The 21,181-nt window shown below is 65.4% G+C and carries 22 protein-coding genes and 1 other RNA gene; 5 read left to right on the top strand and 18 right to left on the bottom strand.

Annotated elements, in window-relative coordinates; genetic code table 11:
- The first annotated feature begins 199 nt into the window (after nucleotides 1-199).
- Both AC3WLE_RS17355 and AC3WLE_RS17350 read left to right on the top strand, forming a co-directional pair.
- Nucleotides 200-1,591, top strand: coding sequence for a M23 family metallopeptidase (locus AC3WLE_RS17355; protein ID WP_011614541.1), 1,392 nt, complete (start codon nucleotides 200-202; stop codon nucleotides 1,589-1,591).
- 11 nt (nucleotides 1,592-1,602) lie between these two features.
- Nucleotides 1,603-2,733: an anhydro-N-acetylmuramic acid kinase gene (locus tag AC3WLE_RS17350; protein WP_492317680.1), complete on the top strand. Its 1,131-nt coding sequence runs from the start codon at nucleotides 1,603-1,605 to the stop codon at nucleotides 2,731-2,733.
- On the opposite strand, the gene AC3WLE_RS17345 is transcribed toward AC3WLE_RS17350, so the two are convergent.
- Nucleotides 2,730-3,635, bottom strand: a complete 906-nt coding sequence (locus AC3WLE_RS17345) for a LysR substrate-binding domain-containing protein (protein ID WP_492317681.1) — start codon at nucleotides 3,633-3,635, stop codon at nucleotides 2,730-2,732. The two genes, AC3WLE_RS17350 and AC3WLE_RS17345, sit on opposite strands and share 4 nt — an antisense overlap.
- 91 nt (nucleotides 3,636-3,726) lie before the next feature.
- Here AC3WLE_RS17345 and AC3WLE_RS17340 point away from each other — a divergent pair, with 91 nt between their 5' ends.
- Nucleotides 3,727-4,524, top strand: a complete 798-nt coding sequence (locus AC3WLE_RS17340) for a phytanoyl-CoA dioxygenase family protein (protein ID WP_492355815.1) — start codon at nucleotides 3,727-3,729, stop codon at nucleotides 4,522-4,524.
- Nucleotides 4,525-4,583: 59 nt separating this feature from the next.
- Here AC3WLE_RS17340 and erpA read toward each other — a convergent pair whose 3' ends face one another.
- The 4 genes from erpA to rplM form a co-directional block, all read right to left on the bottom strand.
- Nucleotides 4,584-4,952, bottom strand: a complete 369-nt coding sequence (gene erpA / locus AC3WLE_RS17335) for an iron-sulfur cluster insertion protein ErpA (RefSeq protein ID WP_010813904.1) — start codon at nucleotides 4,950-4,952, stop codon at nucleotides 4,584-4,586.
- A gap of 101 nt (nucleotides 4,953-5,053) precedes the next feature.
- A complete protein-coding gene (locus tag AC3WLE_RS17330; protein WP_492355816.1) occupies nucleotides 5,054-5,542 on the bottom strand; it encodes a bactofilin family protein in 489 nt (162 codons plus the stop codon).
- A gap of 255 nt (nucleotides 5,543-5,797) precedes the next feature.
- A complete protein-coding gene (gene rpsI, locus AC3WLE_RS17325; protein ID WP_010813906.1) occupies nucleotides 5,798-6,190 on the bottom strand; it encodes a 30S ribosomal protein S9 in 393 nt (130 codons plus the stop codon).
- A 12-nt stretch (nucleotides 6,191-6,202) separates the two neighbouring features.
- Nucleotides 6,203-6,631: a 50S ribosomal protein L13 gene (gene rplM / locus AC3WLE_RS17320; protein WP_010813907.1), complete on the bottom strand. Its 429-nt coding sequence runs from the start codon at nucleotides 6,629-6,631 to the stop codon at nucleotides 6,203-6,205.
- Between the two features lie 722 nt (nucleotides 6,632-7,353).
- Between rplM and AC3WLE_RS17315 the strand changes: the two genes are divergently transcribed.
- A complete protein-coding gene (locus AC3WLE_RS17315; protein ID WP_492351969.1) occupies nucleotides 7,354-7,776 on the top strand; it encodes an OsmC family protein in 423 nt (140 codons plus the stop codon).
- Between the two features lie 54 nt (nucleotides 7,777-7,830).
- Here AC3WLE_RS17315 and rnpB read toward each other — a convergent pair.
- From rnpB to AC3WLE_RS17290, 5 genes are all read right to left on the bottom strand, one after another.
- Nucleotides 7,831-8,171, bottom strand: an RNA gene (rnpB, locus tag AC3WLE_RS17310) — RNase P RNA component class A.
- A 34-nt stretch (nucleotides 8,172-8,205) separates the two neighbouring features.
- Entirely contained in the window at nucleotides 8,206-9,033 is an 828-nt protein-coding gene (locus AC3WLE_RS17305; RefSeq protein WP_492355817.1) for a DUF3025 domain-containing protein, read from the bottom strand.
- 20 nt (nucleotides 9,034-9,053) lie between these two features.
- Complete coding sequence (gene pyrC, locus AC3WLE_RS17300; protein ID WP_492351971.1) at nucleotides 9,054-10,088, bottom strand: dihydroorotase; 1,035 nt, start codon at nucleotides 10,086-10,088, stop codon at nucleotides 9,054-9,056.
- 44 nt (nucleotides 10,089-10,132) lie between these two features.
- Entirely contained in the window at nucleotides 10,133-11,440 is a 1,308-nt protein-coding gene (locus tag AC3WLE_RS17295; protein WP_492355818.1) for a glycerate kinase type-2 family protein, read from the bottom strand.
- Nucleotides 11,437-12,510: a tartrate dehydrogenase gene (locus AC3WLE_RS17290; RefSeq protein WP_492351973.1), complete on the bottom strand. Its 1,074-nt coding sequence runs from the start codon at nucleotides 12,508-12,510 to the stop codon at nucleotides 11,437-11,439. The genes AC3WLE_RS17295 and AC3WLE_RS17290 overlap by 4 nt, the downstream gene beginning before the upstream one ends.
- A gap of 138 nt (nucleotides 12,511-12,648) precedes the next feature.
- Here AC3WLE_RS17290 and AC3WLE_RS17285 point away from each other — a divergent pair, with 138 nt between their 5' ends.
- The gene (locus AC3WLE_RS17285) at nucleotides 12,649-13,479 is read left to right on the top strand and encodes a class II glutamine amidotransferase (RefSeq protein WP_010813913.1); all 831 of its coding nucleotides are present in this window, start codon (nucleotides 12,649-12,651) and stop codon (nucleotides 13,477-13,479) included.
- Nucleotides 13,480-13,540: 61 nt separating this feature from the next.
- Here AC3WLE_RS17285 and AC3WLE_RS17280 read toward each other — a convergent pair whose 3' ends face one another.
- The 8 genes from AC3WLE_RS17280 to AC3WLE_RS17245 form a co-directional block, all read right to left on the bottom strand.
- Nucleotides 13,541-14,275 (bottom strand): amino acid ABC transporter ATP-binding protein, encoded by a 735-nt coding sequence (locus tag AC3WLE_RS17280; RefSeq protein WP_010813914.1) that lies wholly within the window; start codon nucleotides 14,273-14,275, stop codon nucleotides 13,541-13,543.
- Nucleotides 14,272-14,955: a glutamate/aspartate ABC transporter permease GltK gene (gltK, locus tag AC3WLE_RS17275; protein ID WP_010813915.1), complete on the bottom strand. Its 684-nt coding sequence runs from the start codon at nucleotides 14,953-14,955 to the stop codon at nucleotides 14,272-14,274. The genes AC3WLE_RS17280 and gltK overlap by 4 nt, the downstream gene beginning before the upstream one ends.
- Nucleotides 14,956-14,964: 9 nt before the next feature.
- The gene (locus AC3WLE_RS17270; protein ID WP_010813916.1) at nucleotides 14,965-15,693 is read right to left on the bottom strand and encodes an amino acid ABC transporter permease; all 729 of its coding nucleotides are present in this window, start codon (nucleotides 15,691-15,693) and stop codon (nucleotides 14,965-14,967) included.
- A gap of 63 nt (nucleotides 15,694-15,756) precedes the next feature.
- Nucleotides 15,757-16,656, bottom strand: a complete 900-nt coding sequence (locus tag AC3WLE_RS17265; protein WP_010813917.1) for a glutamate/aspartate ABC transporter substrate-binding protein — start codon at nucleotides 16,654-16,656, stop codon at nucleotides 15,757-15,759.
- A gap of 266 nt (nucleotides 16,657-16,922) precedes the next feature.
- The gene (locus tag AC3WLE_RS17260; RefSeq protein WP_439671255.1) at nucleotides 16,923-18,230 is read right to left on the bottom strand and encodes a Glu/Leu/Phe/Val family dehydrogenase; all 1,308 of its coding nucleotides are present in this window, start codon (nucleotides 18,228-18,230) and stop codon (nucleotides 16,923-16,925) included.
- 103 nt (nucleotides 18,231-18,333) lie between these two features.
- Nucleotides 18,334-19,317: a LysR substrate-binding domain-containing protein gene (locus AC3WLE_RS17255; protein WP_492355819.1), complete on the bottom strand. Its 984-nt coding sequence runs from the start codon at nucleotides 19,315-19,317 to the stop codon at nucleotides 18,334-18,336.
- A gap of 60 nt (nucleotides 19,318-19,377) precedes the next feature.
- Nucleotides 19,378-19,836 (bottom strand): nuclear transport factor 2 family protein, encoded by a 459-nt coding sequence (locus tag AC3WLE_RS17250; protein WP_492319057.1) that lies wholly within the window; start codon nucleotides 19,834-19,836, stop codon nucleotides 19,378-19,380.
- An 88-nt stretch (nucleotides 19,837-19,924) separates the two neighbouring features.
- Nucleotides 19,925-21,175 carry a DUF1329 domain-containing protein gene (locus tag AC3WLE_RS17245; RefSeq protein ID WP_492355820.1) on the bottom strand — a complete coding sequence of 417 codons (1,251 nt, stop codon included), beginning with the start codon at nucleotides 21,173-21,175 and terminating at the stop codon, nucleotides 19,925-19,927.
- Nucleotides 21,176-21,181: the final 6 nt, after the last annotated feature.

Raw genomic sequence — 21,181 nt, 5'->3', positions numbered from 1 at the left:
GCCGCCAGGGCCGGATTTTGGTATAATCCGCGATTCCCGGCGCCTACGGAAGCCTTTCCAGTGCGCTACCCGCCACTTTATGCAGCAATGCAGGCGGCCAAATAACAGTGAAGAGCCCGCGCCGCACCTCGGGGGAGGAAGGCAGACGAGACACATCGTCCCCGGCAGCGGTGCTCAGACCAAGGTTGAATTTTACGTGATGTGGTCCAGACTCCGCGAAGTTTTCGCGCGTGAGCTGGTGGTTCTTGTCGATCCGACCAACCCCCAGCACGCGCGGCGGCGCAAACAACTGACGGCCTCGGTGGGCGCAATCTTCACGCTCGGCATGGCCGCGGCGATGGGCGTTGCGCCGCGCAGCGCCTTTGACGATCCGCTCGCACCGCGCACGCAGCAGGCGCTGCGCATGCCCGACGTGCGCGAGCAACTTGAACAGCTTACCGACAGCCAGGCCGTCTACGTGCGCGAAGAACGCATGCAGCGCGGCGACACCATCGCCAGCCTGCTCAAGCGGCTGGGCGTGGACGATGCCGATGCGCAGGCGTTCATTGTCAAGAACCCGACCGCGCGCGGCCTGTTCAACCTGAACCCGGGCCAGGCGGTGCAGGCGGAGATCGACGAAAGCAACACGCTGGTGTCGCTGCAGGCCAACCTGGGCGGCGACGCAGCCGCCTCGCGCGAGCTGGTGATCGAGCGCGTGCGCGCGGCCAGCGACAACACCGCCGCCACCTACAAGGCCAAGGTGCAGCGCGTCGACAATGACGTGCACTATGAGATGGCCTCGGGCGCGATTTCCGCGGGCGGCTTCTTCAAGGCCATGGACGCGGCCAACGTGCCCGACGAAGTCGTGCAGCAGATGCTGTCGATCTTCTCCGGCGTGATCGACTTCCACCACGACATCGCCAGCGGCGACCGCTTCCGCATCATCTACGAAGCGGGCTTCCGCGACGGCACCTTCGTGCGCAACGGCCGCGTGGTCGCACTGGAGCTGATCAACCGCAACCAGCTGCACCAGGCGCTGTGGTTCGCGCCCGAAGACAGCAAGGACGGCGGCGCCTACTACACCTTCGACGGGCGCAGCATGAAGCGGCCGTTCCTGCGTTCGCCGGTGGAATTCTCGCGCGTGTCGTCGGGCTTCGGCGGCCGCGAGCATCCGCTGCATCATGACTGGGCGCAGCACAAGGGCGTGGACTTCGCCGCCCCGACCGGCACCAAGGTGCTGGCCACCGGCGACGGCGTGGTCGAGTTCGTGGGCCAGCAGAACGGCTACGGCAATATCGTCATCCTGAACCATGCCAACGGCTACTCGACCTACTACGCGCACCTGTCCGGCTTTGCCGGCATGCGCCAGGGCCAGCCGGTGCGCCAGGGCCAGCTGATCGGCTATGTCGGCTCGACCGGCTGGGCCACCGGCCCGCACCTGCACTATGAGTTCCGCTTCAACGACGTGCCGCAGAACCCGCTGACCATCACGCTGATGGAATCGCCGACGCTGACCGGCAAGTCGCGCCAGGAATTCCTGACCTACACCAGCGGGCTGCTCAGCCGCATCAATGCGCTGCGCACCTACAACGTGCTGACCGCCTCCAACTGACCGCGCCCATCGTGACCCAGCCCGTGACTGGCAGCGAACGCTATATCGGCATCATGTCCGGCACCAGCATGGACGGTGCCGACGCGGTGCTGGTGGATTTCAGCGGTGCGCGGCCCGCCGTGCTGGCGGCCGCCAGCCAGCCCTTCCCCGACACGCTGCGCGCGGCCTTTGCCGCCCTGCAGCAGCCGGGCGAGGACGAGATCCATCGCGAGGCGCTGGCAGCCAATGCGCTGGCGCAAGTCTACGCCGGCTGCGTGGCGACACTGCTGAGCGAGGCCCAGGTCGACGCGGCCGCGGTGGCCGCCATCGGCGCCCACGGCCAGACTATCCGCCACCGGCCGGGCCTGTACGACGGCATCGGCTACACTCGCCAGAGCCAGCATCCGGCGCGGCTGGCCGAGCTGGCGGGCATCGACGTGGTGGCGGACTTCCGCAGCCGCGACCTCGCCGCCGGCGGCCAGGGCGCGCCGCTGGTGCCGGCGCTGCACCATGCGCTGTTCCGCAGCGACACCGAAACCCGCGTTGCCTGCAATATCGGCGGCATCTCCAATATCAGCATCCTGCCCGCGGCAGGCGGCGCCGTCAGCGGCTTCGACTGTGGCCCGGGCAATGCGCTGCTCGACTACTGGATCGGCCGCCACCGCCAGCTTCCCTTCGACAGCAACGGCGACTGGGCCGCCAGCGGGCGTGTCGACGCCGCACTGCTGGCGCAGTGCCTGGCCGAGCCCTACTTCAGCGCGGCGCCGCCCAAGAGCACCGGGCGCGACCTGTTCCATCCGGGCTGGCTCGAAGCCCGGCTTGCCTCGTTCCAGCACCTCACGCCTGCCGCTGTGCAGGCGACGCTGGCGGCGCTGACGGCCGAGGCCATCGCGCGCGACGTGCGCACCCATGCGCCCGATGCGCGCCGCCTGATCGTCTGCGGCGGCGGCGCCCGCAATGCGTTCGTGATGGCACGGCTGGCGCAGGCATTGCCCGGCGTGGCCATCGAGACCTCGGAAGACTATGGCGTGCCGGTGTCGCAGGTCGAAGCGATCGCCTTTGCCTGGCTGGCACGCCAGTGCCTGCTGCGCCTGCCCGGCAACGTGCCCACCGTGACCGGCGCCGCCGGGCCGCGCGTGCTGGGCGCGATCTATCCGCGCTAGGGCAGGCGCATCGCGCCGCCCGCCTCCACCCAATCCATGAACGCCTGCGCCAGCGGCGAGGCCCGCATGGCCGGCGAGCGCGCCAGCACCACGCGCTGCGGCGTCACTGGCTCGCGCAGCGGCAGGCAGGCGATTGGCACGCCGTCGTAGCTTTGGTCGCCGGCCGGGCGCGTGCACGACAGCGCCACGCCATAGCCGTGCGCCACCAGTCCGCGCTGCATCTCGAAGGTCTGCGTGTACTGGTGCAGCACCGGGTGCAGGCCATGCGCCCAGAACAGCGACAGGAAGTACTCGCGCGTTTGCGGGATGTCCTCGAGGATCAGCCGTTCGCCGGCCAGGTCGGCCAGGCTCACATCGGTGCCGCTTGCCAGCGGATGGCCGGCGGGCAGCAGCGCATAGGGTGCCAGTTCCGCCAGCGTGCGGCGCTCGGTGCGGGCATCGAGCCCCAGTTCATAGGTCAGCGCCAGTTCGGCCTTGCCCGCCTGCAGCGTGCGGTGGACGGTGGCCAGGTCGGCCTCGAACAAGGTCACCGAAATGCCCGGATGGTGCCGGCGCAGCCCCGCCAGCAGGCGTGGCGCAAAGTACGGCCCAAGGTCCTGGAAGCAGGTCAGCGAGAGCTGGCCGATCAGCCCCCGGCCGGTGGCGTCGTCCACGGTGAGGCCGGCCGCCAGCGCGAGGATGTCTCGCGCCCGCCCCAGCAGGCGCTGCCCTGCCGGCGTCAGGGACAGCCCGCGGCTGACCTGGCGCTTGAACAGAGGCTCCCCCAGGGTGTCTTCCAGCTGCGCGATCGCGGTGGAAACAGAAGGCTGCGACACATGGCGCGCACGAGCCGCCGCGCTGATGCTGCCGTGCTCGGCTGCAGCGACAAAGTATTCGAGCTGGCGGAAGGAGAAGGGAATCATGATTTCCTATATCGCAACATAGGAAATATATGCTTTTCCTATCCACTATGCATGGCGATACTGGGCACATCGCCCCCCACACAAGATCGCCATGAACATCACCCAGGAACAGATCGACACCTACCAGCGCGACGGCGTGCTGGTGCTGCGCGGCGCCTTCACCGACTGGGTCGAACGGCTGCGCGACGGCTTTGCGCAGAACCTGGCCGAGCCCGGTCCCTTCGCCATCGAGAACGTAAGGCCCGGCGAAAGCGGGCGCTTCTTCGAGGACTACTGCAACTGGCAGCGCATTGCGCCGTTCGATGACTTTATCCGCCAGTCGCCGGCGGCCGCCATTGCCGGGCGCATCATGCAGTCACAGGCGGCGCAGGTGTTCCACGAACACATCCTGGTCAAGGAGCCCGGCACGGCCAAGCCCACGCCGTGGCACCAGGACCTGCCCTATTACTGTGTCGACGGCAGCCAGACCGCGAGCTACTGGATCCCGCTGGATCCGGTGACACAGGCCAACACCCTGCGCGTGGTGGCCGGCTCGCACCGCTGGCCGCGGCTGGTACGGCCCAAGCGCTGGGCCAGCAACGAGAACTTCTATGGGGGTGACGATACCTTCATGGAGATGCCGGACGTGGAGGATGGCAGCCACACCCTGCTCGCCCCCGAACTTGAGCCAGGCGATGCCGTGGTGTTCGACTTCCGCACCGTGCACGGCGCCGCCGGCAATACCGGCGCCGGGCGCCGGCGCGCGTTCTCGGCGCGCTTCCTGGGCGACGACGTGCGCTTCATGCAGCGGCCCGGGCGCACTTCGCCGCCCTTCCCCGGCATCGATCAGCAGACCGGCGAGCGCATGCGCGAAGACTGGTTTCCCGTGGTCTGGCGCGCCGCGCAGTAAGCCATCGCGGAAAAGAAAAAACGCACCCGAAGGTGCGTTTTTTTGGGGACCGGTGCCGGTCAGACCGAGAACGACGAGCCGCAACCGCAGGTGGTCGAGGCATTCGGGTTCTTGATCACGAACTGCGCGCCGTTGATGTCTTCCTTGTAGTCGATCTCGGCGCCGACCAGGTACTGGTAGCTCATCGAGTCGATCAGCAGGGTGACGCCGTTCTTGACCATGGTGGTGTCGTCTTCGTTGACTTCCTCATCGAAGGTGAAGCCATACTGGAAGCCGGAGCAGCCGCCGCCCTGCACGAACACGCGCAGTTTCAGTTCGGCATTGCCCTCTTCCTCGATCAACTGCTTGACCTTGTCGGCGGCGCTGTCGGTAAAGACGAACGGTGCCGGCACGTCCTCGGTAACGGGTGCCTCTGCGACTGCGTTCATGGGGTGTTCTCCTGTTTAGATACGCCTGTATTCTAAGCGCTACTGGAAGATCGTGCCGAAACCCTGTGCTTTCAAGGGGTTCCCGGCATGGCGGGTGCCGCTCAGGCGGCCTTTTCAGTGGGATGGGCGTCGGCAGCGGGGGTTGTGTGGCCCGTGGCACCAGCCTCGTCCGCCGCTTCCGTCACTTCAGCCGCAGGCGCGGCCTCGACCAGGTTCGGCAGCGCCTTGACCTCGCCTTGCAGCAGCGGCATCAGGCGGCCTTCGACCAGCGCGCCCTGGTGCATTTCGAGCGCCGCATAGCGCACGTCGCCCAGCACGCGGGCATGCGGCTGCAGTTCGAGCAGGTCGGTGGCCTGCACCGGGCCCTTGACGGTGCCGTTGAGCACCAGGTGGCCGACGCTGATCTCGCCCTCGACCATGCCTTTTTCGCTGACCACCAGCATGCTCGGCTTGCCCGGCGCCGCGGTGACGTTTCCGCGCACGCGGCCGTCCAGGCGCAGGCCGCCAGCAAACACCAGGTCGCCGTCGATGGCGGTGTCTTCGCCGATCAGCGTATCGATCGAAAGGCCCTTCTTTTTCGAAAACAGCATCACTCTCACTCCTCTCTCGTTCGTGCCGACCCCTCCGGCCGTGGCGCATTCGCGCCGGCAAGCAGCACTTGCCGATGGCGACAGGGCGTGATTGTAGCCGCGCGCAGCCCATACCCCACAAAAGTATGGCTGCCCCATCGCTTTTTCGGCAGGCCAGAGTATTTTCGTACCCCTGCGGGCGAAAAAAAACCGCACGGCCAGCGTGCGGTTTTTTGGTCTCGCAAGATCCGGCAGTACCGGACCCGCGAAAACGCATCAGCGCTTCGAGAACTGCTTGCGACGACGCGCCTTGTGGAAGCCGACCTTCTTACGTTCGACTTCACGTGCATCGCGCGTGACGTAGCCAGCCTTCGACAGGGCCGACTTCAGGGTCGCATCGTAGTCGATCAGGGCGCGGGTGATGCCGTGGCGCACTGCGCCGGCCTGGCCGGTTTCGCCACCGCCGGTCACGTTGACCTTGATGTCGAACGTTTCAGCGTGAGCGGTCAGTTCCAGGGGCTGGCGCACGATCATCAGCGAGGTTTCGCGAGCGAAATACTCTTTGATGGGCTTGCCGTTGACGATGATGTCGCCCTTGCCCGACTTGATGAAGACACGAGCCACAGCGCTCTTGCGGCGGCCAGTACCGTAATTCCAGTTACCGATCATGGATTGGCCTCCTTAGATTTCCAGCGCCTTGGGCTGCTGCGCTTCATGCGGATGCTCGGCTTCGGCGTAAACCTTCAGCTTCTTGATCATCGCATAGCCCAGCGGACCCTTCGGCAGCATGCCCTTCACAGCCTTTTCCAGGGCACGGCCCGGGAAACGCTGCTGCATCTTGCCGAACGTCGTTTCGTAGATACCGCCCGGGTAGCCCGAATGGCGATAGTACTTCTTGTCCGTTTCCTTGGTACCCGTGACACGCAGCTTGGCTGCATTGACGATGATGATGTAATCACCCGTGTCGACGTGCGGAGTGAATTCCGGCTTGTGCTTGCCGCGCAGACGGCGTGCCACTTCGCTGGCGACACGGCCGAGGACTTTGTCCGTCGCGTCAATCACGTACCAGTCGCGCTTTACCTCATGAGGCTTGGCGGAAAAGGTCTTCATGATTTTTCCTGACTATTAGTTCGTACCCGAAATCCGACTCGCGAAGGCTTGTACTCGCCCCTGCAAGTCTTGTGGCTGGCCCGTGAAGGCTGGCCTGATCCTGCTCTTTCTTCCGCGGGTATGACGGAAAGCCTTCCATTATACTGGCGCCTGCCGGAACCGCACAAGCAAAGACTGACCTTTTCGTCAAGGTCGCCGCCATGGCGGGACCAAACCAGGGCAGCGTCGCGCACTTGTCAGTGCTTAGCGCACCAGAATGCAGGGGCGAAAAAAAACCCAAGCGGTTGAGCTTGGGTTTGAATCCACCAAAGGAGGAGGGTGGAGGAGACACTGGGAGATCGACGGAGGGACTGGCGGGCGGTGCGGCTTGCCCTGGGGCTTCGCTTTCGCACTCTGGCGCGCTGTCAGTGCCGTCGTTCAATGATTCAAATTATACATGGGGTTTTCCCCAGTGCAAGGGAAATTTGCACTGCGAAATGCAATTTCGTATTGCGGAAAGAAAAACGTGGCGCACCAGACAGGATATTTCAATTAAAAATCAACGGTTTATGCAAAATCAAGGCATGTCATTGAGCTGTCATACTAGAGGAAACCCTCAGATTTCGTAGGGATATGGGCGTCGGCAGCCCAAGCTTGGCGATGCCATATACTGAGAATTGCAAGATTCGTGATCATGCGCTTGTGATCGGAAGCACACAATATAAACGACAGGAACGAACAAAATGGAATGCAAAGTGACATGGATGGGTGCCGACGGCATGAGCTTCGTGGCCCAGACCGGCAGCGGCCATATCGTGGCGATGGACGGTGCGCCCGAGGGCGGCGGCCACAACCTGGCACCGCGGCCGATGGAGATGGTGCTGGTCGGCACCGGCGGCTGCACCGCCTACGACGTGGTGCTGATCCTCAAGCGCGGCCGCCAGGACGTCTCCGGCTGCAGCGTGCAGCTGCAGGCCGAGCGCGCCGGCGAGGACCCCAAGGTCTTCACCCGCATCAACTTCCATTTTGTGGTGACCGGCAAGAATCTCAACCCCGCCACGGTCGAGCGTGCCATCAAGCTGTCGCACGAAAAGTACTGCTCGGCGTCGATCATGCTGGCCAAGACGGCCGAGATCACGCACACGATGGAAATCGTCGAAGCCTGAAGGGAAGATGCAGACCCGGTACGCCGTGGTGGCGCCGGGTCATGCCGGAAGAAGAAGCAAAGCAGGCCGATAAGCCGGATTCTGTGCGCCCCGCCCGCCTTGCGGCAAACGGTGCGTGACAACCATTCCTCTAGGCCGGCTGTTACCAGCCGGCTCCAGCTCCCTACCCGCAGACTCAGCGGGCCGCTTCATCGCCTGCCTATTTGGGATTGCTCCAGGTGGAGGTTACCGCGTTTCACCCTTCCCGCCGGGCGAACCCGGCGGCAAGACTCGTCTCTGTGGCCCTATTCCGCACGTTGCCGTGGATGGCTGTTAGCCAACACCCTGCCCTGTGGAGTCCGGACTTTCCTCCCCCTGCACCTTGCGGTGCAGGCAGCGGTTGCCTGGCCTGCTTTGCGGCCCGCAGTCTAACACCGATTGGCGGCGCCTTCAGCCAGAGCGACGTCCCGGCCGGAATACCGCGGTATCGGCATAGAAGCCAGGTTCGGCGTTATCGCTGCACCAGCCCGGAATGCCCATCACCGGCAGCGGCGCAAAACTGCGCCCGCCGCGCAGCGCGCCAGCCTGGGCCGCAGCGGCAAGGGATTGCGCCAGCATGGCGTCCAGCGACGGGCCTGCCGCCTGCTGCGGCGCCAGCGGCAGCACCCATGCATGGGCAGTGACCGACTTGTACGGCTGCACCAGTTTTTCGAGTAGCGCATGGCCGAACGGCACCACCGTGCAGGCCCTGCCCCACACCAGCCTGGATTCGACCAGCAGGCGCTGCCACGCAAACCCCTTGAGCGCATCCGCCAGGTCCTGATCGGCGCTGACAAACAGCACCGCGTTCTCGTCGAACAGGGTCGCCGCATCGCGCACGCCGCCGCGCGTGGTCTGCACGCCATCGCGCGCGATGACCTCGGCCTGGATCTGGTTAAGCACGCGCTTGGCCTGCGGGAAATGCAGCCAGGTCAGCGCGTTGAAGAAATCGTGGAGATTGTCGCGGGTCGGGATCTCGCCGGTGGCATGGATATGCGCCTCATAGGCGCTGCCTTCCGGCAAGGCATGCTGGGCGATGAAACGCAGCGGCAGGCCGCGGGCATTGCACAGGCGGAGTTGGGCTGCATACGCGCTTAGCAGCGCGCGCAGATCGGCGCCGCCCTGCACCGCCGCAGCGAGTGCGGCACCCTGCGCAGCAAACGGCTGGAACCACGGCCGGGACCAGTCGATCCCGGCCAGCGCGGCGACGAAGCGCTCGTCGCCCGCTTGCACCTGCATGGGCAAGGCCGCAGCAGGGTTTAGCGGGCCTTCCAGCGCAGCGTCTCGCCGCCGCGCAGCGGCACCAGCGTGGTGTCGCCATAGGGCAGCTCGGCCGGCAGTTCCCAGTCCTCGCGCTCCAGCGTCAGCGTGCCGGTGTTGCGCGGCAGGCCGTAGAAGGCCGGGCCGTTGAAGCTGGCAAAGGCTTCCAGCTTGTCCAGCGCGCCGGCGCCGTCGAAGGCCTCGGCATACAGCTCCATCGCATGCAGCGCGGTATAGCAGCCGGCGCAGCCGCAGGCGTGCTCCTTCAGCCCGCGCGCGTGCGGCGCGCTGTCGGTACCCAGGAAAAAGCGCGGGCTGCCCGAGACCGCGGCCGCCACCAGGGCCTCGCGATGGGTCTCGCGCTTGAGCACCGGCAGGCAGTAGTAGTGCGGGCGGATGCCGCCGGTGAAGATGGCGTTGCGGTTGTAGAGCAGGTGGTGCGCGGTGATGGTGGCGCCCACCGGGCCGCTGGCGTCGCGCACGTATTCGGCCGCGTCCTTGGTGGTGATGTGCTCGAACACCACCTTCAGCTCGGGCATGTCGCGGCGCAGCGGCGTCATCACGCGGTCGATAAAGACGGCTTCGCGATCGAAGATGTCGATGCTGGGGTCGGTCACCTCGCCGTGCACCAGCAGCGGCAGGCCCGCGCGCTGCATCGCTTCCAGCGCCGGGTAGCAGCGGCGGATATCGGTCACGCCGGCGTCGCTGTTGGTGGTGGCGCCGGCCGGGTACAGCTTGACGCCGTGCACGAAGCCGCTGGCCTTGGCCGCGGCAATCTCTTCGGCCGTGGTGTTGTCGGTCAGGTACAGCGTCATCAGCGGCTCGAACTGCAGGCCGGCCGGCAGCGCCGCCAGGATGCGGGCACGGTAGGCCTGCGCCTGCGCCACCGTGGTCACGGGCGGCTTCAGGTTGGGCATGATGATGGCGCGTGCGAACTGGCGCGCGGTGTCGGGCAGCACGGCGGCCAGGGCCGCGCCGTCGCGCAGGTGCAGGTGCCAGTCGTCCGGGCGGGTGATGGTGAGCTTCTGGGTCATGGCTAGCTTGGGCCTGCCGCGGCGGCGGCTGGCGTTCGTCGAAATCAGAGAATCAGGATGGCGCGGTAGTCGTTCACATTGGTGCGCGTCGGGCCGGTGACCACCAGGTCGCCGATGGCATCGAACAGGCCCCAGGCGTCGTGCGCGTCCAGCTGGCGCAGCCCAGGCAGGCCGGCGGCCGCGGCGCGCGCCAGCGTGGTCGGATCGGCCAGCGCACCGGCATTGTCTTCCGAACCGTCGATGCCGTCGGTGTCGGCCGCGATCGCATGCACGCCGGGCATGCCGTCAAGTTCGACCGCCAGCGACAGCAGGAATTCGGAGCAGCGCCCGCCCCGTGCCTTCGTGGCACCACCGCCGGCAGGCAAAGTGACCGTGCACTCACCTCCGGAAATCAGCGCCACGGGCGCGGCAAACGGCGCATTGTACGCGCGAATCTCGCGCACCAGCGCAGCGTAGACGCGAGCCACTTCGCGCGCTTCGCCGGTCACGGTATCGCCCAGCACCACCGGCGTGATGCCGCGTTCGCGGAACAGCGCCGCGGCCGCCTGCAAGCTGCCATGGGCGGTGGCGATCATGCGGTTGTCGACCCGGGCGAACAGCGCATCGCCCGGCTTGGGCGTCTCCGGCACCTCGCCGCGGGCGCCGCGCTCCAGGTGCGCCTGCACGCTGGCCGGCACCTGCGCGCCCCAGCGGCGCAGGATCTCCAGCGCATCGGCAAAGGTGCTCGGATCGGCCACGGTCGGGCCCGAGGCGATCGCGCTGGGATCGTCGCCGGCCACGTCCGAGACGATCAGCGTGGTCACCGGCGCATGGCTTGCCTGCGCCAGCCGCCCGCCCTGGATGCGCGAGACATGCTTGCGCACGATATTCATCTCGGTGATCGGCGCGCCACAGCGCAGCAGTTCCCGGGTGGTGGCCTTCAGGTCAGCCATCGGGATGCCTTCGGCCGGCAGCGACAGCAGGCTGGAGCCGCCGCCCGACACCAGCACCAGCAGCCGGTCCTGCGGCGTCAGCGACTGCACGCTGGCCAGGATATCGGCGGCGGCCTGCTCGCCTGCCTCATCGGGCACCGGATGGCCGGCTTCGATCACGCGGATATGGTCGGTCGGCAGCCCGTGCGCGTAGCGCGTGACCACCAGCCCCTCCAGCGTGGCCTTGCCGGCGTAGGCACGCTCGACCGCCGCCGCCATCGACGCCGCGGCCTTGCCCGCGCCCACCACCAGTGTGCGGCCGCCCACGTGGGGGGGCGGCAGGTGCTGCGCCACGATCTGCAGCGGATCGGCCGCCGCCACCGCGGCGTGGAAGCTGTCCAGCAGCAAGGCGCGGGGATCGCCCGTGACCGCCGCGCTCACAGCGCCTCCGCGATAGCCAGGCCCAGGTCGGCCGTGCCGGCCCTGCCGCCGATGTCGCGCGTCAGCGGCGCATGTTCGGGGCCCGCGGCCAGCACCTTCTCGATCGCGCCCAGCACGGCGGCTCCGGCTGCTTCATGGCCCAGGTGCTCCAGCATCATGGCGCCGCACCAGATCTGGCCGATCGGGTTGGCCACGCCGCGCCCGGCAATATCCGGGGCCGAGCCGTGCACCGGCTCGAACAGGCTGGGGAAGGTGCGGTCGGGGTTGATATTGCCCGACGGCGCGATGCCGATGGTGCCGGTGCAGGCCGGGCCCAGGTCGGACAGGATGTCGCCGAACAGGTTGCTGGCCACCACCACGTCGAACCAGTCCGGATGCTGGACGAAATGCGCGGTCAGGATGTCGATGTGGTACTTGTCGACCTTGATGCCGGGATAGCTGGCCGCCATCGCCTCGACGCGCTCGTCCCAGTACGGCATGGTGATCGAGATGCCATTGGACTTGGTCGCCGACGTCAGGTGCTTCTTCGGCCGCTTCTGCGCCAGTTCGAAGGCAAACTTCAGGATGCGGTCGACGCCGGTACGGCTCATCACGGTTTCCTGCACCACGATCTCGCGCTCGGTGCCCGGGAACATGCGCCCGCCGATGCTGGAATACTCGCCCTCGGTATTCTCGCGCACCACGTAAAAGTCGATATCACCAGGCTGACGGCCGGCCAGCGGGCTCCTGATCCCGGGCATCAGCCGCACCGGGCGCAGGTTCACATACTGGTCAAACGAGCGCCGGAACTGCAGCAGCGAGCCCCACAGCGAGACGTGGTCAGGCACGGCATCAGGCCAGCCCACCGCCCCGAAGTAGATGGCGTCGTACTTGACCAGCGTGTCGAACCAGTCGTCCGGCAGCATCTTGCCGTGGCGGGCGTAGTAGTCGCAGCTGGAAAAGTCGAAGTGGTCCCACTGGAAGTCGATGCCGAAGCGGCGCGCCGCGGCGTCCATCACGCGGATGCCCTCGGGCATGACTTCCGTGCCGATTCCGTCTCCGGGAATCACGGCGATCTTGTATTGGCGCATGGTTATTGGGGAGATACGTGCAGGATGGCCGGTCGCCGCGCGCGGCCGGCCGACGCTGCTTGGCAGCGGCCCGGGTGCGCGGGATAATGTCTGCATTCTATTGCAAAGCGGCAGCCCGCTGCCGACTGGTGCCCCGATATGTGCCAGCTGCTAGGCATGAACTGCGCCACGCCGACCGACGTGACGTTCTCCTTCACCGGCTTCGCCGCGCGCGGTGGCCTGACCGACCATCACGCCGACGGCTTCGGTGTCGCCTTCTTCGAGGACAAGGCCTGCCGCCTGTTTATCGACAACCAGTCCGCCGGCACCTCGCCGGTGGCGGACCTGATCAAGCGCTACCCGATCAAGTCCAAGAACGTCATCTCGCATATCCGCAAGGCCACGCAGGGCACCGTGCTGCTGGAGAACTGCCACCCTTTCATGCGCGAGCTGTGGGGCCGGCACTGGATCTTTGCCCATAACGGCGACCTGAAGGGCTTCACCCCGTTCCTGTCCGGCGTCTACCAGCCAGTGGGCGATACCGACAGCGAACTGGCTTTCTGCACGCTGATGCAGGGCCTGCGCAAGCGCTTCCCGGGTTCGCAGCCGCCGCTGAACGAGCTGTGCCATGCGCTGGCCGACATCACCCGCGAGATCACGCTGCATGGCGTGTTCAACTACCTGCTGTGCAACGGCCAGGCCCAGTTCGCGCACTGCTCCACGCACCTGTACTACATCGTGCGGCAGTGGCCGTTCTCGACCGCGCACCTGATCGACGCCGACCTGTCAATCGACTTCGCCCAGGTCACCACGCCGGACGACCGTGTGGCGGTGATCGCCACCCAGCCGCTGACCGACAACGAGACCTGGACCCGCTTCGCCCCGGGCGAGCTGATCATGTTCGAGGACGGGCACCCGACCATGACGCTGACGGTGCCGATCCCGCCGGAAGTGCAGGCGAAGAACGCGGCCAACACGGCCTGCACCTGAGCCATCGGGAACGAAAAAAGGGACGCCGAGGCGTCCCTTTTTGATTGCCCTGCCAGGCCGGTCAATGATGCAGGATCTTCGACAGGAACTGCCTGGCGCGCTCGGAGCGGTGTTCGATATTGCCGAAGAACTCCTCCTTCTCGCAGTCCTCGACGATCTTGCCCTGGTCCATGAAGATCACGCGGTTGGCCACCTTGCGCGCGAAGCCCATTTCGTGGGTTACGCACATCATGGTCATGCCTTCCTGCGCCAGCTGCACCATCACGTCCAGCACTTCGTTGACCATCTCCGGGTCCAGCGCCGAAGTCGGCTCGTCGAACAGCATGCAGATCGGGTCCATCGACAGCGCACGGGCGATCGCCACGCGCTGCTGCTGGCCGCCCGACAGCTGGCCCGGGTACTTCTCTGCCTGGCTCTTCAGGCCCACGCGGTCCAGGTACTTCAGGCCCTTGGCCATGGCCTCGTCCTTGGAGCGGCCGAGCACCTTCATCTGCGCGATGGTCAGGTTCTCGGTGATCGACAGGTGCGGGAACAGTTCGAAGTTCTGGAACACCATGCCCACGCGCGAGCGCAGCTTGGGCAGGTTGGTCTTGGGATTGCCCACCGAGGTGCCGTCGACCAGGATATCGCCCTTCTGGAACGGCTCAAGCGCGTTGACGGTCTTGATCAGCGTGGACTTGCCCGACCCGGACGGGCCGCACACCACCACCACTTCACCCTTGGCGACCTTGGTGGTGCAGTCGGTCAGCACCTGGAAGGCGCCGTACCACTTGGAGACATTGTTGATTTCGATCATACAGCCACCTTTTTCTGGTAACGCTTGACCAGCAGCGAAGCGGAGAAGCAGATAACGAAGTACACCACGCCGGCGAACAGCAGCATCTCGACGATGCGGCCGTCACGTTCGCCGATGCCGTAGGCCTGGCCGAAGAAGTCGGCCAGCGCGCTGACGTAGACCAGCGACGTATCCTGGAACAGGATGATGCCCTGGGTCAGCAGCAGCGGCACCATGTTGCGGAACGCCTGCGGCAGGATCACCAGCCGCATCGATTGGCCATAGGTCATGCCCAGCGCCTGCGCCGCGAACATCTGCCCGCGCGACACGCTCTGGATGCCCGCGCGGATGATCTCCGAGTAGTACGCGGCCTCGAACAGCGCAAAGGCCACCAGCGCGGACGTCATGCGCAGGTCGGTCGCCGGCGACAGGTTGAACAGGTTCTGCAGCACCTGCGGAATGATCAGGAAGAACCACAACAGCACCATCACCAGCGGGATGGAGCGGAAGATGGTCACGTACCCCTGCGCAAACCAGTTCAGCAGCCTGAACGACGACAGCCGCATCATCGCCAGGATGGTGCCCCAGACGATGCCCACCACCACCGCGGTGACGGTGATCTTGAGCGAGACCATCATGCCCTCGCCCAGGACCTCGAGCGTGGCAGGGGTGATGGAAGTGAAATCGAAGGAATAAGCCATGGCGCCCCCTTACTTGCCGCCGATAAAGCCGGGCACGCGCGTGCGGGCTTCCACCCAGCGCATGATCAGCATCACCGTCACGTTGATCAGCGCGTACATCAGCGTGACCGCGATGAACGATTCATACGGGCGCGCGGTGTAGTCCACCAGTTGCCGGCCCTGCGCCGCCAGTTCCAGCAGGCCGATGGTCGAAGCCACCGCCGAGTTCTTGAAGATGTTCAGGAATTCGGAAGTCAGCGGCGGCACGATCACGCGGAACGCCATCGGCAGCAGCACGTGGCGGTACGTCTGCGGCAGCGTGAAGCCCATCGCCAGGCCGGCATTCTTCTGCCCGCGCGCCAGCGAGTTGATGCCCGAGCGCACCTGCTCGCAGACCCGCGCGGCGGTGAAGGTGCCCAGGCACAGCATGGCGGCCAGGAACTGCTGCGCGAACGGGTTCATCTGCTTGATCGCCTCGCCGCCGGGCAGCAGCTCGGGCGCGACGAAATACCAGATGAACAGCTGCACCAGCAGCGGGATGTTGCGGAAGATTTCCACATAGGTGGCGGCGATGCCCGCCAGCCACTTGTTGGGCACGGTGCGCAGCACGCCGAGCACCGAACCGATGACCAGGGCGATGACCCAGGACGAGAGTCCCAGGGCGAGCGTTACCTTCAGGCCCGAGATCATCCAGTCCAGGTAGGTCTCGTTCTGGGCGGCCTGTTCGAGGAAAACTGCCCAATGCCAGTTGTAGTTCATGTTGCGTCCTCAAAAAGAAACGGAAGGACATGCCTTCCGTTTCACACTGCTGTCAACGGCAGGTCAGTCCAGCGCCTTGTCGTTCGGCGTCTTGAACAACGCCTTCATGTCTTCGGACAGCGGGAAGTCCAGGTTGAGGCCCTTCGGCGGCACCGGCGTCATGAACCACTTGGTGTACAGGGTGTTGATCGAACCGTCCTTCATCATGCCGGAGATCACGGTATCGGACAGCTTCTTGAACTGCGGATCGTCCTTGCGGATCATGCAGCCATAGGACTCGCGCGATTGCGGCTTGCCCACCACGATCCAGTCGGCCGGGTTCTTGGCCTTGGCGCGCTCGCCGTACAGCAGCGCGTCGTCCATCATGAACGCGACCGCGCGCCCCGACTCAAGCGTCAGGAACGACTGGCCATGGTCCTTGGTGCTGATGATGTTCACGCCCAGCTTCTGGTCGTCGTTCATCTTGCGCAGCAGGCGCTCCGACGTGGTGCCGGCGGTGGTGACGACGTTCTTGCCCTTCAGGTCGGCCCAGTCCTTGATGCCGGCGTCCTTCTTCACCATGATGCGCGTGCCGATGATGAAGATGGAGTTGGTGAACCCAACCTGCTTCTGGCGCTCCAGGTTGTTGGTGGTGGAGCCGCACTCGATGTCGATGGTGCCGTTCTGCAGCAGCGTGATGCGGTTCTGCGAGGTGATCGGGATTTCCTTGACCTGCAGGTTCGGCAGCTTCAGCTGGTCCTTGATGGCTTCCACGATCTTCATGTTGATATCGTAGGAATAGCCGACCTGGCGCACGCCGCCCAGGTTGTAATTGAACGGAATCGACGACTCGCGCACGCCCAGCGTGATGACGCCGGTGTCCTTGATCTTCTTCAGCGTGCCCGTCAGTTGTTCAGCTGCCTGTGCCGTCCCGCACATCACGCCCCCGGCAATCATCAGGGCAGCCAGCTTGGCAAAATTCATAACATCTCCTTGACCATGAAGAGAAAGCGGGATTCTAGAGATAAAACCCCCACTGGTGAAACAGTATTGCGCAGCATCCGCCGCAATACAACTGGGTTTTCTCCTAGAACCCCACTTCAGGGCAATCACTGCGCACGGCGTCCGGATACGACAACGCGGTCTCCGGCGCTTGCCGGAGACCGCGTCTGGCGGTCATGAGCCATGGGGAGCGGGACGATTATTGCATTGCACCATGGCAGTGCCTTGTCCCGTTTCCCGTGCCCAGATCAGGGATACAGGCCGCGCATCTCGCGCGCCTGCAGGATCCGCGTGCAGGCCACGATAAACGCCGCCGTGCGCAGCGTCACCTTGTTGTCCTGTGCCACTTGCCAGATTGCCCGGAAGGCTTCTTGCATGATCCGTACCAGGCGCTGGTTGATCTCCTCCTCGGTCCAGAAGAAGCTGGAGAAGTCCTGCACCCATTCGAAGTAGGACACGGTCACGCCGCCGGCGTTGGCGATCACGTCGGGACAGACCAGGATATTGCGCTCGCGCAGGATATCGTCGGCTTGCGGCGTGGTCGGGCCGTTGGCGCCTTCAATCACCAGCTTTGCCGTGATCTTGGGCGCGTTCTGCACCGTGATCTGGCCTTCCAGCGCGGCCGGGATCAGGATGTCGCAGTCGACTTCCCAGAACTGCTCGGTACGCAGGACTTCGCCGCGGAAGCCTTCGATGGTGCCGCTGTGCGAGGCGTATTCCATCATTGCCGGCACGTCCAGGCCGGCCGGGTCGAACAGCGTGGTGCGGTGGTCCTGCACCGCCACCACCTTGGCGCCGGCCTCATGGAACAGCTTGGCCGCCACCGCGCCCACGTTACCGAAGCCCTGCACCGCCACGCGCGCGCCCTTGATCTCCAGGCCGATATTGCGCGCGGCCTCGGAGCCGACCACGAACACGCCGCGGCCGGTGGCTTCGTGGCGGCCGAGCGAGCCGCCCAGCGAGATCGGCTTGCCGGTCACCACGCCGGTGGCCGTGCTGCCGGAGTTCATCGAGTACGTGTCCATCATCCAGGCCATGACCTGGGCGTTGGTGTTCACGTCCGGCGCCGGAATATCCTTGCTCGGCCCGATGATGATGTTGATTTCGCTGGTGTAGCGGCGCGTCAGGCGTTCCAGCTCGGCGTGCGAGAGCGTGCGCGGATCGACGCGGATGCCGCCCTTGGCACCGCCGTAGGGCACGTTGACCGCGGCATTCTTCACCGACATCCAGGCCGACAGCGCCATCACCTCGGACAGGGTCACGTCCTGGTGGAAGCGCACCCCGCCCTTGCCCGGGCCGCGCGACAGGTTGTGCTGCACCCGATAGCCCTCGAAATGGGCAATGGTGCCGTTATCCAGTTCGATGGGAACGTCGACGATCATCGCGCGCTTGGGGCGCTTGAGGGTTTCGACCCAGCGTGCCAGCGAGCCCAGGTAAGGCGTGACACGGTCGACCTGCTGCAGGTAGATGCCCCAGGGGCCGAGATTGTCGGCATTGAGGTAAGACGGGAGTGCGTGCTTTTGGCCAGCAATATTGGTCGGTGCTGCGGAAGACATCGGTTGGTTCCGGTGTGAAGAATGCCCGCAAGCTTAGGGCTGGCGCCCCGCCCGAATCCAATGCCGTTTGCTCATCCGGTCATGCAAAACCTGCATAACGTTGTCATCTGGCGGAAACTGGGGAGCCGGCCGGCTGGGCGGACTGGGCCGCCGACAAGGTCGACCACACCAGGTCGACCAGCTGGCGCTTGCGCCGTGCGCCGGCGCGGCGTTCGTTGCCGTTCTCGCCCGGGCGCTCGCGGTACAGGCGGATTTCCATATCGATCGACAACGGCAGCCCGCGCGCCGACTCGGCCCGCACCAGCCGGCCCGCGGCCACGTCCTCGCGCACCGCGCTTTCGGGCAGGAAGGCCATGCCGTGGCCGGCCAGCGCCATCACCTTGAGCGCCTCGGCCATGTCGGTCTCGTAGCATTTGTCGAGCTTGAGCGCCTCGGAGGTGTCGGCCAGCAGCAGGTCGACCATGCGGCCGAGGAAGGCGTTGGGCGTGTAGCTGAGGAAGGGCACCGGCTTCTTGTCGGTGCCGGGCAGCCGGAACTGCGGCTTGCCGGCAGCGTCCGGCACGCTGTAGGGCGACAGCCGCTCGGTACCAAGCACCAGCATGTCGTACCGGGCCGGATCCAGCTGGATCGCCTGGCGCGCGTGGTGGTAGACCATCACCAGGTCGCAGCCGCCTTCCACCAGCATCAGCACCGCGTCGTGGACGTTGAGCGCGCGCAGCCGGCACGGCAGCGTGCCGATCCTGCGCTCCAGCGCCTTGAGCCATTCCGGGAAGAAGGTCAGCGACAGCGTATGCGGCACCGCGAACTCCAGCACCTGGGCGTTGGCCGAGCGCTGGCCGCGCATCAGCGCGCGGGTCTCGCTGACCTGCGCCAGCATGGCCAGCGCCTGCTCGTAGAACACCTTGCCGGCCGGGGTCAGGCTGGTGGGGTAGCTCGAGCGGTCGATCAGTTCGGTGCCGACCCACGCCTCCAGCGACTGGATGCGGCGCGAGAACGCGGGCTGCGTGACGTGGCGCAGCTCGGCCGAGCGCGAGAAGCTGTGCGTCTCGGCCAGGCTGACGAAGTCTTCAAGCCATTTGATTTCCATGACGCGGATTATCCACCCGCGGCATGGGGGCCGTCACCTGGCCCCGGGGAGCACGGCGGACTACGCTGCCCCGCCCTTGCCCTCGTGCCGCTGGCGCAGCCACGGATAGCGCCCGACATCCTGCCCGCCATAGTCGGGATCCAGGTAGACATAGCAGCGCTGGATGCGGAAGTCGCGGATTTCGAACACATCGCACCAGCGCCCGGCGTGGGTGACGTCCGCGCGCCAGGTCTCGCCGCTCTTGAGGCTTCCGGCCGAGGTGCCCTCCACCACCAGCAAGTCGCCCTGCTGGATGAAGTTGGCATGGGCGATATCATGGCGGACCGACTCCAGGATTCCCATCAGGTCCCCGAACAGCTGCTCGATCTGCGCGCGGCCGTGCGCCACTCCCCATTTGGGAAAGCAGAACTCGGCATGCTCGTCAAAGAGATCGAGCACGCTTTCGCCGCGGTCCATGCGCTTGAAATACTCCAGCGCAACCGCCTTGCGCTGTTCATCCGTCATTATCTTGATTTCCATGATCCCTGAATCCTTGGCCGGCACGCCCCCGGGCGGGCCTGGCACCAGAAGAAGCGCGGTCCGGGCCGCGCTTGTGAAGGTCGGCTTGTTACTTGGCGATGGACTCCAACGCGCTGTAGGTCATGTCGCCTTCCTTGATCTTCGCTTCATTGAGCTTGTAGCCGCGGAACATGTAGATCGAAGCGTGGCGCGCCTTGAAATCGATGATGTCGCCCTGGATCGAAGAAGAGTACTTGGTACCGTCCTCGCCCACTGACGGGGTCATATGGAAGTTGATGAACTTCCAGAACTCGCCCTTCTTGTCATAGGCTTCGCCCATGTAGACGCGCGGATAGTTCACGTCCATATAGACCACCTTCTTGCCGTACGGGTGCTCGCCCGGCGGCGTGCCTTCGATCACCCACACCTCGCGCGGTTGCCAGGTCTGCACCGGGTTCCAGTACGGCGCGTTTTTCAGGTCCACGGTCTTCCATTCGTCCGGCGTCCCCTTCTTCGACGGGGTGTAGCCGAGCCTGGCATCCGAAATTGCCAGGATCCAGCGCTTGCCCACCAGCTTGATCTTCGGATACCACGAGGGCCTGGCGTTCCAGACGTAGATGTCGTCGTTCAGCACATCGAGCCCGCCCACCGGGTCCATCCACGCCCCGCCGGACAGGCGCCGCGTGCGCCGGGCCGACTTGATATAGGCCCAGCTGTCTTCCACCTTCGGGCTGTCATAGCGGATGGTGAACGTGCCCAGCCCGCGGATATCCTCCGGCGCGGTCGCGGCGAACAGCGTCTTGCTGAGCACGCTGCCATCCCCCAGCACCGGCTTGTCGCCGCTGAGCCGTCCCTTCATGTAATAGCGCTGGAACACCCAGTCCTGCGTCGACTCCAGGCCCTTGTCGCCGCTGATCATCAGGAAGGTGACCTTGTTGTTGATGACGTCCCCTTCCGGTGAGGCGTAATAGAAGTTCCAGATCAGCTTGTCGCCGGCAAAGGGGTCGTTCTGGCTGACTTGCGGGAAGGGAATGCCGGCCTCCCAACCCGTGACCTCGCGCGTCTTTTCATCGAACTGCGCCTTGCCCGCGTTCTTGCGGGTCGCCTCAAGGTACTTGGGATCGAGCTGCACGGGCTTGGCGTGGCCAAGCGGAATCGTCAGGCCGGTATTGCGGATCTGCCATTCAAGCTTCTCGGTCAGCAGGCTCGCAATGGTGTGGCCGTCGAAGGTGTCGTTCTTGACCTTGTCGATGTTGGCCTTGTCGATCACGGTGCCGGCGGGCAGTTCAGTGGCGACGGCGCAAGTGCCGCCTAGCGCGGCAAGCATGCACAGCGCGAGTGTCTTCTGGATGCGATACATGATGTG

The sequence above is a fragment of the Cupriavidus sp. FW306-1B-F12B genome (assembly GCF_058781795.1).
The sequence above is the reverse complement of the archived record's forward strand: the minus strand, read 5'-3'. Positions and strand labels throughout refer to the sequence as shown.

Bases quoted from the DNA above. Each gene is read 5' to 3' on its own strand.
- AC3WLE_RS17355 (WP_011614541.1), top strand. From the start codon at position 200: ATGTGGTCCAGACTCCGCGAAGTTTTCGCGCGTGAGCTGGTGGTTCTT.
- AC3WLE_RS17345 (WP_492317681.1), bottom strand. From the start codon at position 3,635: ATGATTCCCTTCTCCTTCCGCCAGCTCGAATACTTTGTCGCTGCAGCC.
- AC3WLE_RS17340 (WP_492355815.1), top strand. From the start codon at position 3,727: ATGAACATCACCCAGGAACAGATCGACACCTACCAGCGCGACGGCGTG.
- erpA (WP_010813904.1), bottom strand. From the start codon at position 4,952: ATGAACGCAGTCGCAGAGGCACCCGTTACCGAGGACGTGCCGGCACCG.
- AC3WLE_RS17330 (WP_492355816.1), bottom strand. From the start codon at position 5,542: ATGCTGTTTTCGAAAAAGAAGGGCCTTTCGATCGATACGCTGATCGGC.
- rpsI (WP_010813906.1), bottom strand. From the start codon at position 6,190: ATGATCGGTAACTGGAATTACGGTACTGGCCGCCGCAAGAGCGCTGTG.
- rplM (WP_010813907.1), bottom strand. From the start codon at position 6,631: ATGAAGACCTTTTCCGCCAAGCCTCATGAGGTAAAGCGCGACTGGTAC.
- AC3WLE_RS17315 (WP_492351969.1), top strand. From the start codon at position 7,354: ATGGAATGCAAAGTGACATGGATGGGTGCCGACGGCATGAGCTTCGTG.
- AC3WLE_RS17305 (WP_492355817.1), bottom strand. From the start codon at position 9,033: ATGCAGGTGCAAGCGGGCGACGAGCGCTTCGTCGCCGCGCTGGCCGGG.
- pyrC (WP_492351971.1), bottom strand. From the start codon at position 10,088: ATGACCCAGAAGCTCACCATCACCCGCCCGGACGACTGGCACCTGCAC.
- AC3WLE_RS17290 (WP_492351973.1), bottom strand. From the start codon at position 12,510: ATGCGCCAATACAAGATCGCCGTGATTCCCGGAGACGGAATCGGCACG.
- AC3WLE_RS17285 (WP_010813913.1), top strand. From the start codon at position 12,649: ATGTGCCAGCTGCTAGGCATGAACTGCGCCACGCCGACCGACGTGACG.
- AC3WLE_RS17280 (WP_010813914.1), bottom strand. From the start codon at position 14,275: ATGATCGAAATCAACAATGTCTCCAAGTGGTACGGCGCCTTCCAGGTG.
- gltK (WP_010813915.1), bottom strand. From the start codon at position 14,955: ATGGCTTATTCCTTCGATTTCACTTCCATCACCCCTGCCACGCTCGAG.
- AC3WLE_RS17270 (WP_010813916.1), bottom strand. From the start codon at position 15,693: ATGAACTACAACTGGCATTGGGCAGTTTTCCTCGAACAGGCCGCCCAG.
- AC3WLE_RS17265 (WP_010813917.1), bottom strand. From the start codon at position 16,656: ATGAATTTTGCCAAGCTGGCTGCCCTGATGATTGCCGGGGGCGTGATG.
- AC3WLE_RS17260 (WP_439671255.1), bottom strand. From the start codon at position 18,230: ATGTCTTCCGCAGCACCGACCAATATTGCTGGCCAAAAGCACGCACTC.
- AC3WLE_RS17255 (WP_492355819.1), bottom strand. From the start codon at position 19,317: ATGGAAATCAAATGGCTTGAAGACTTCGTCAGCCTGGCCGAGACGCAC.
- AC3WLE_RS17250 (WP_492319057.1), bottom strand. From the start codon at position 19,836: ATGGAAATCAAGATAATGACGGATGAACAGCGCAAGGCGGTTGCGCTG.
- AC3WLE_RS17245 (WP_492355820.1), bottom strand. From the start codon at position 21,175: ATGTATCGCATCCAGAAGACACTCGCGCTGTGCATGCTTGCCGCGCTA.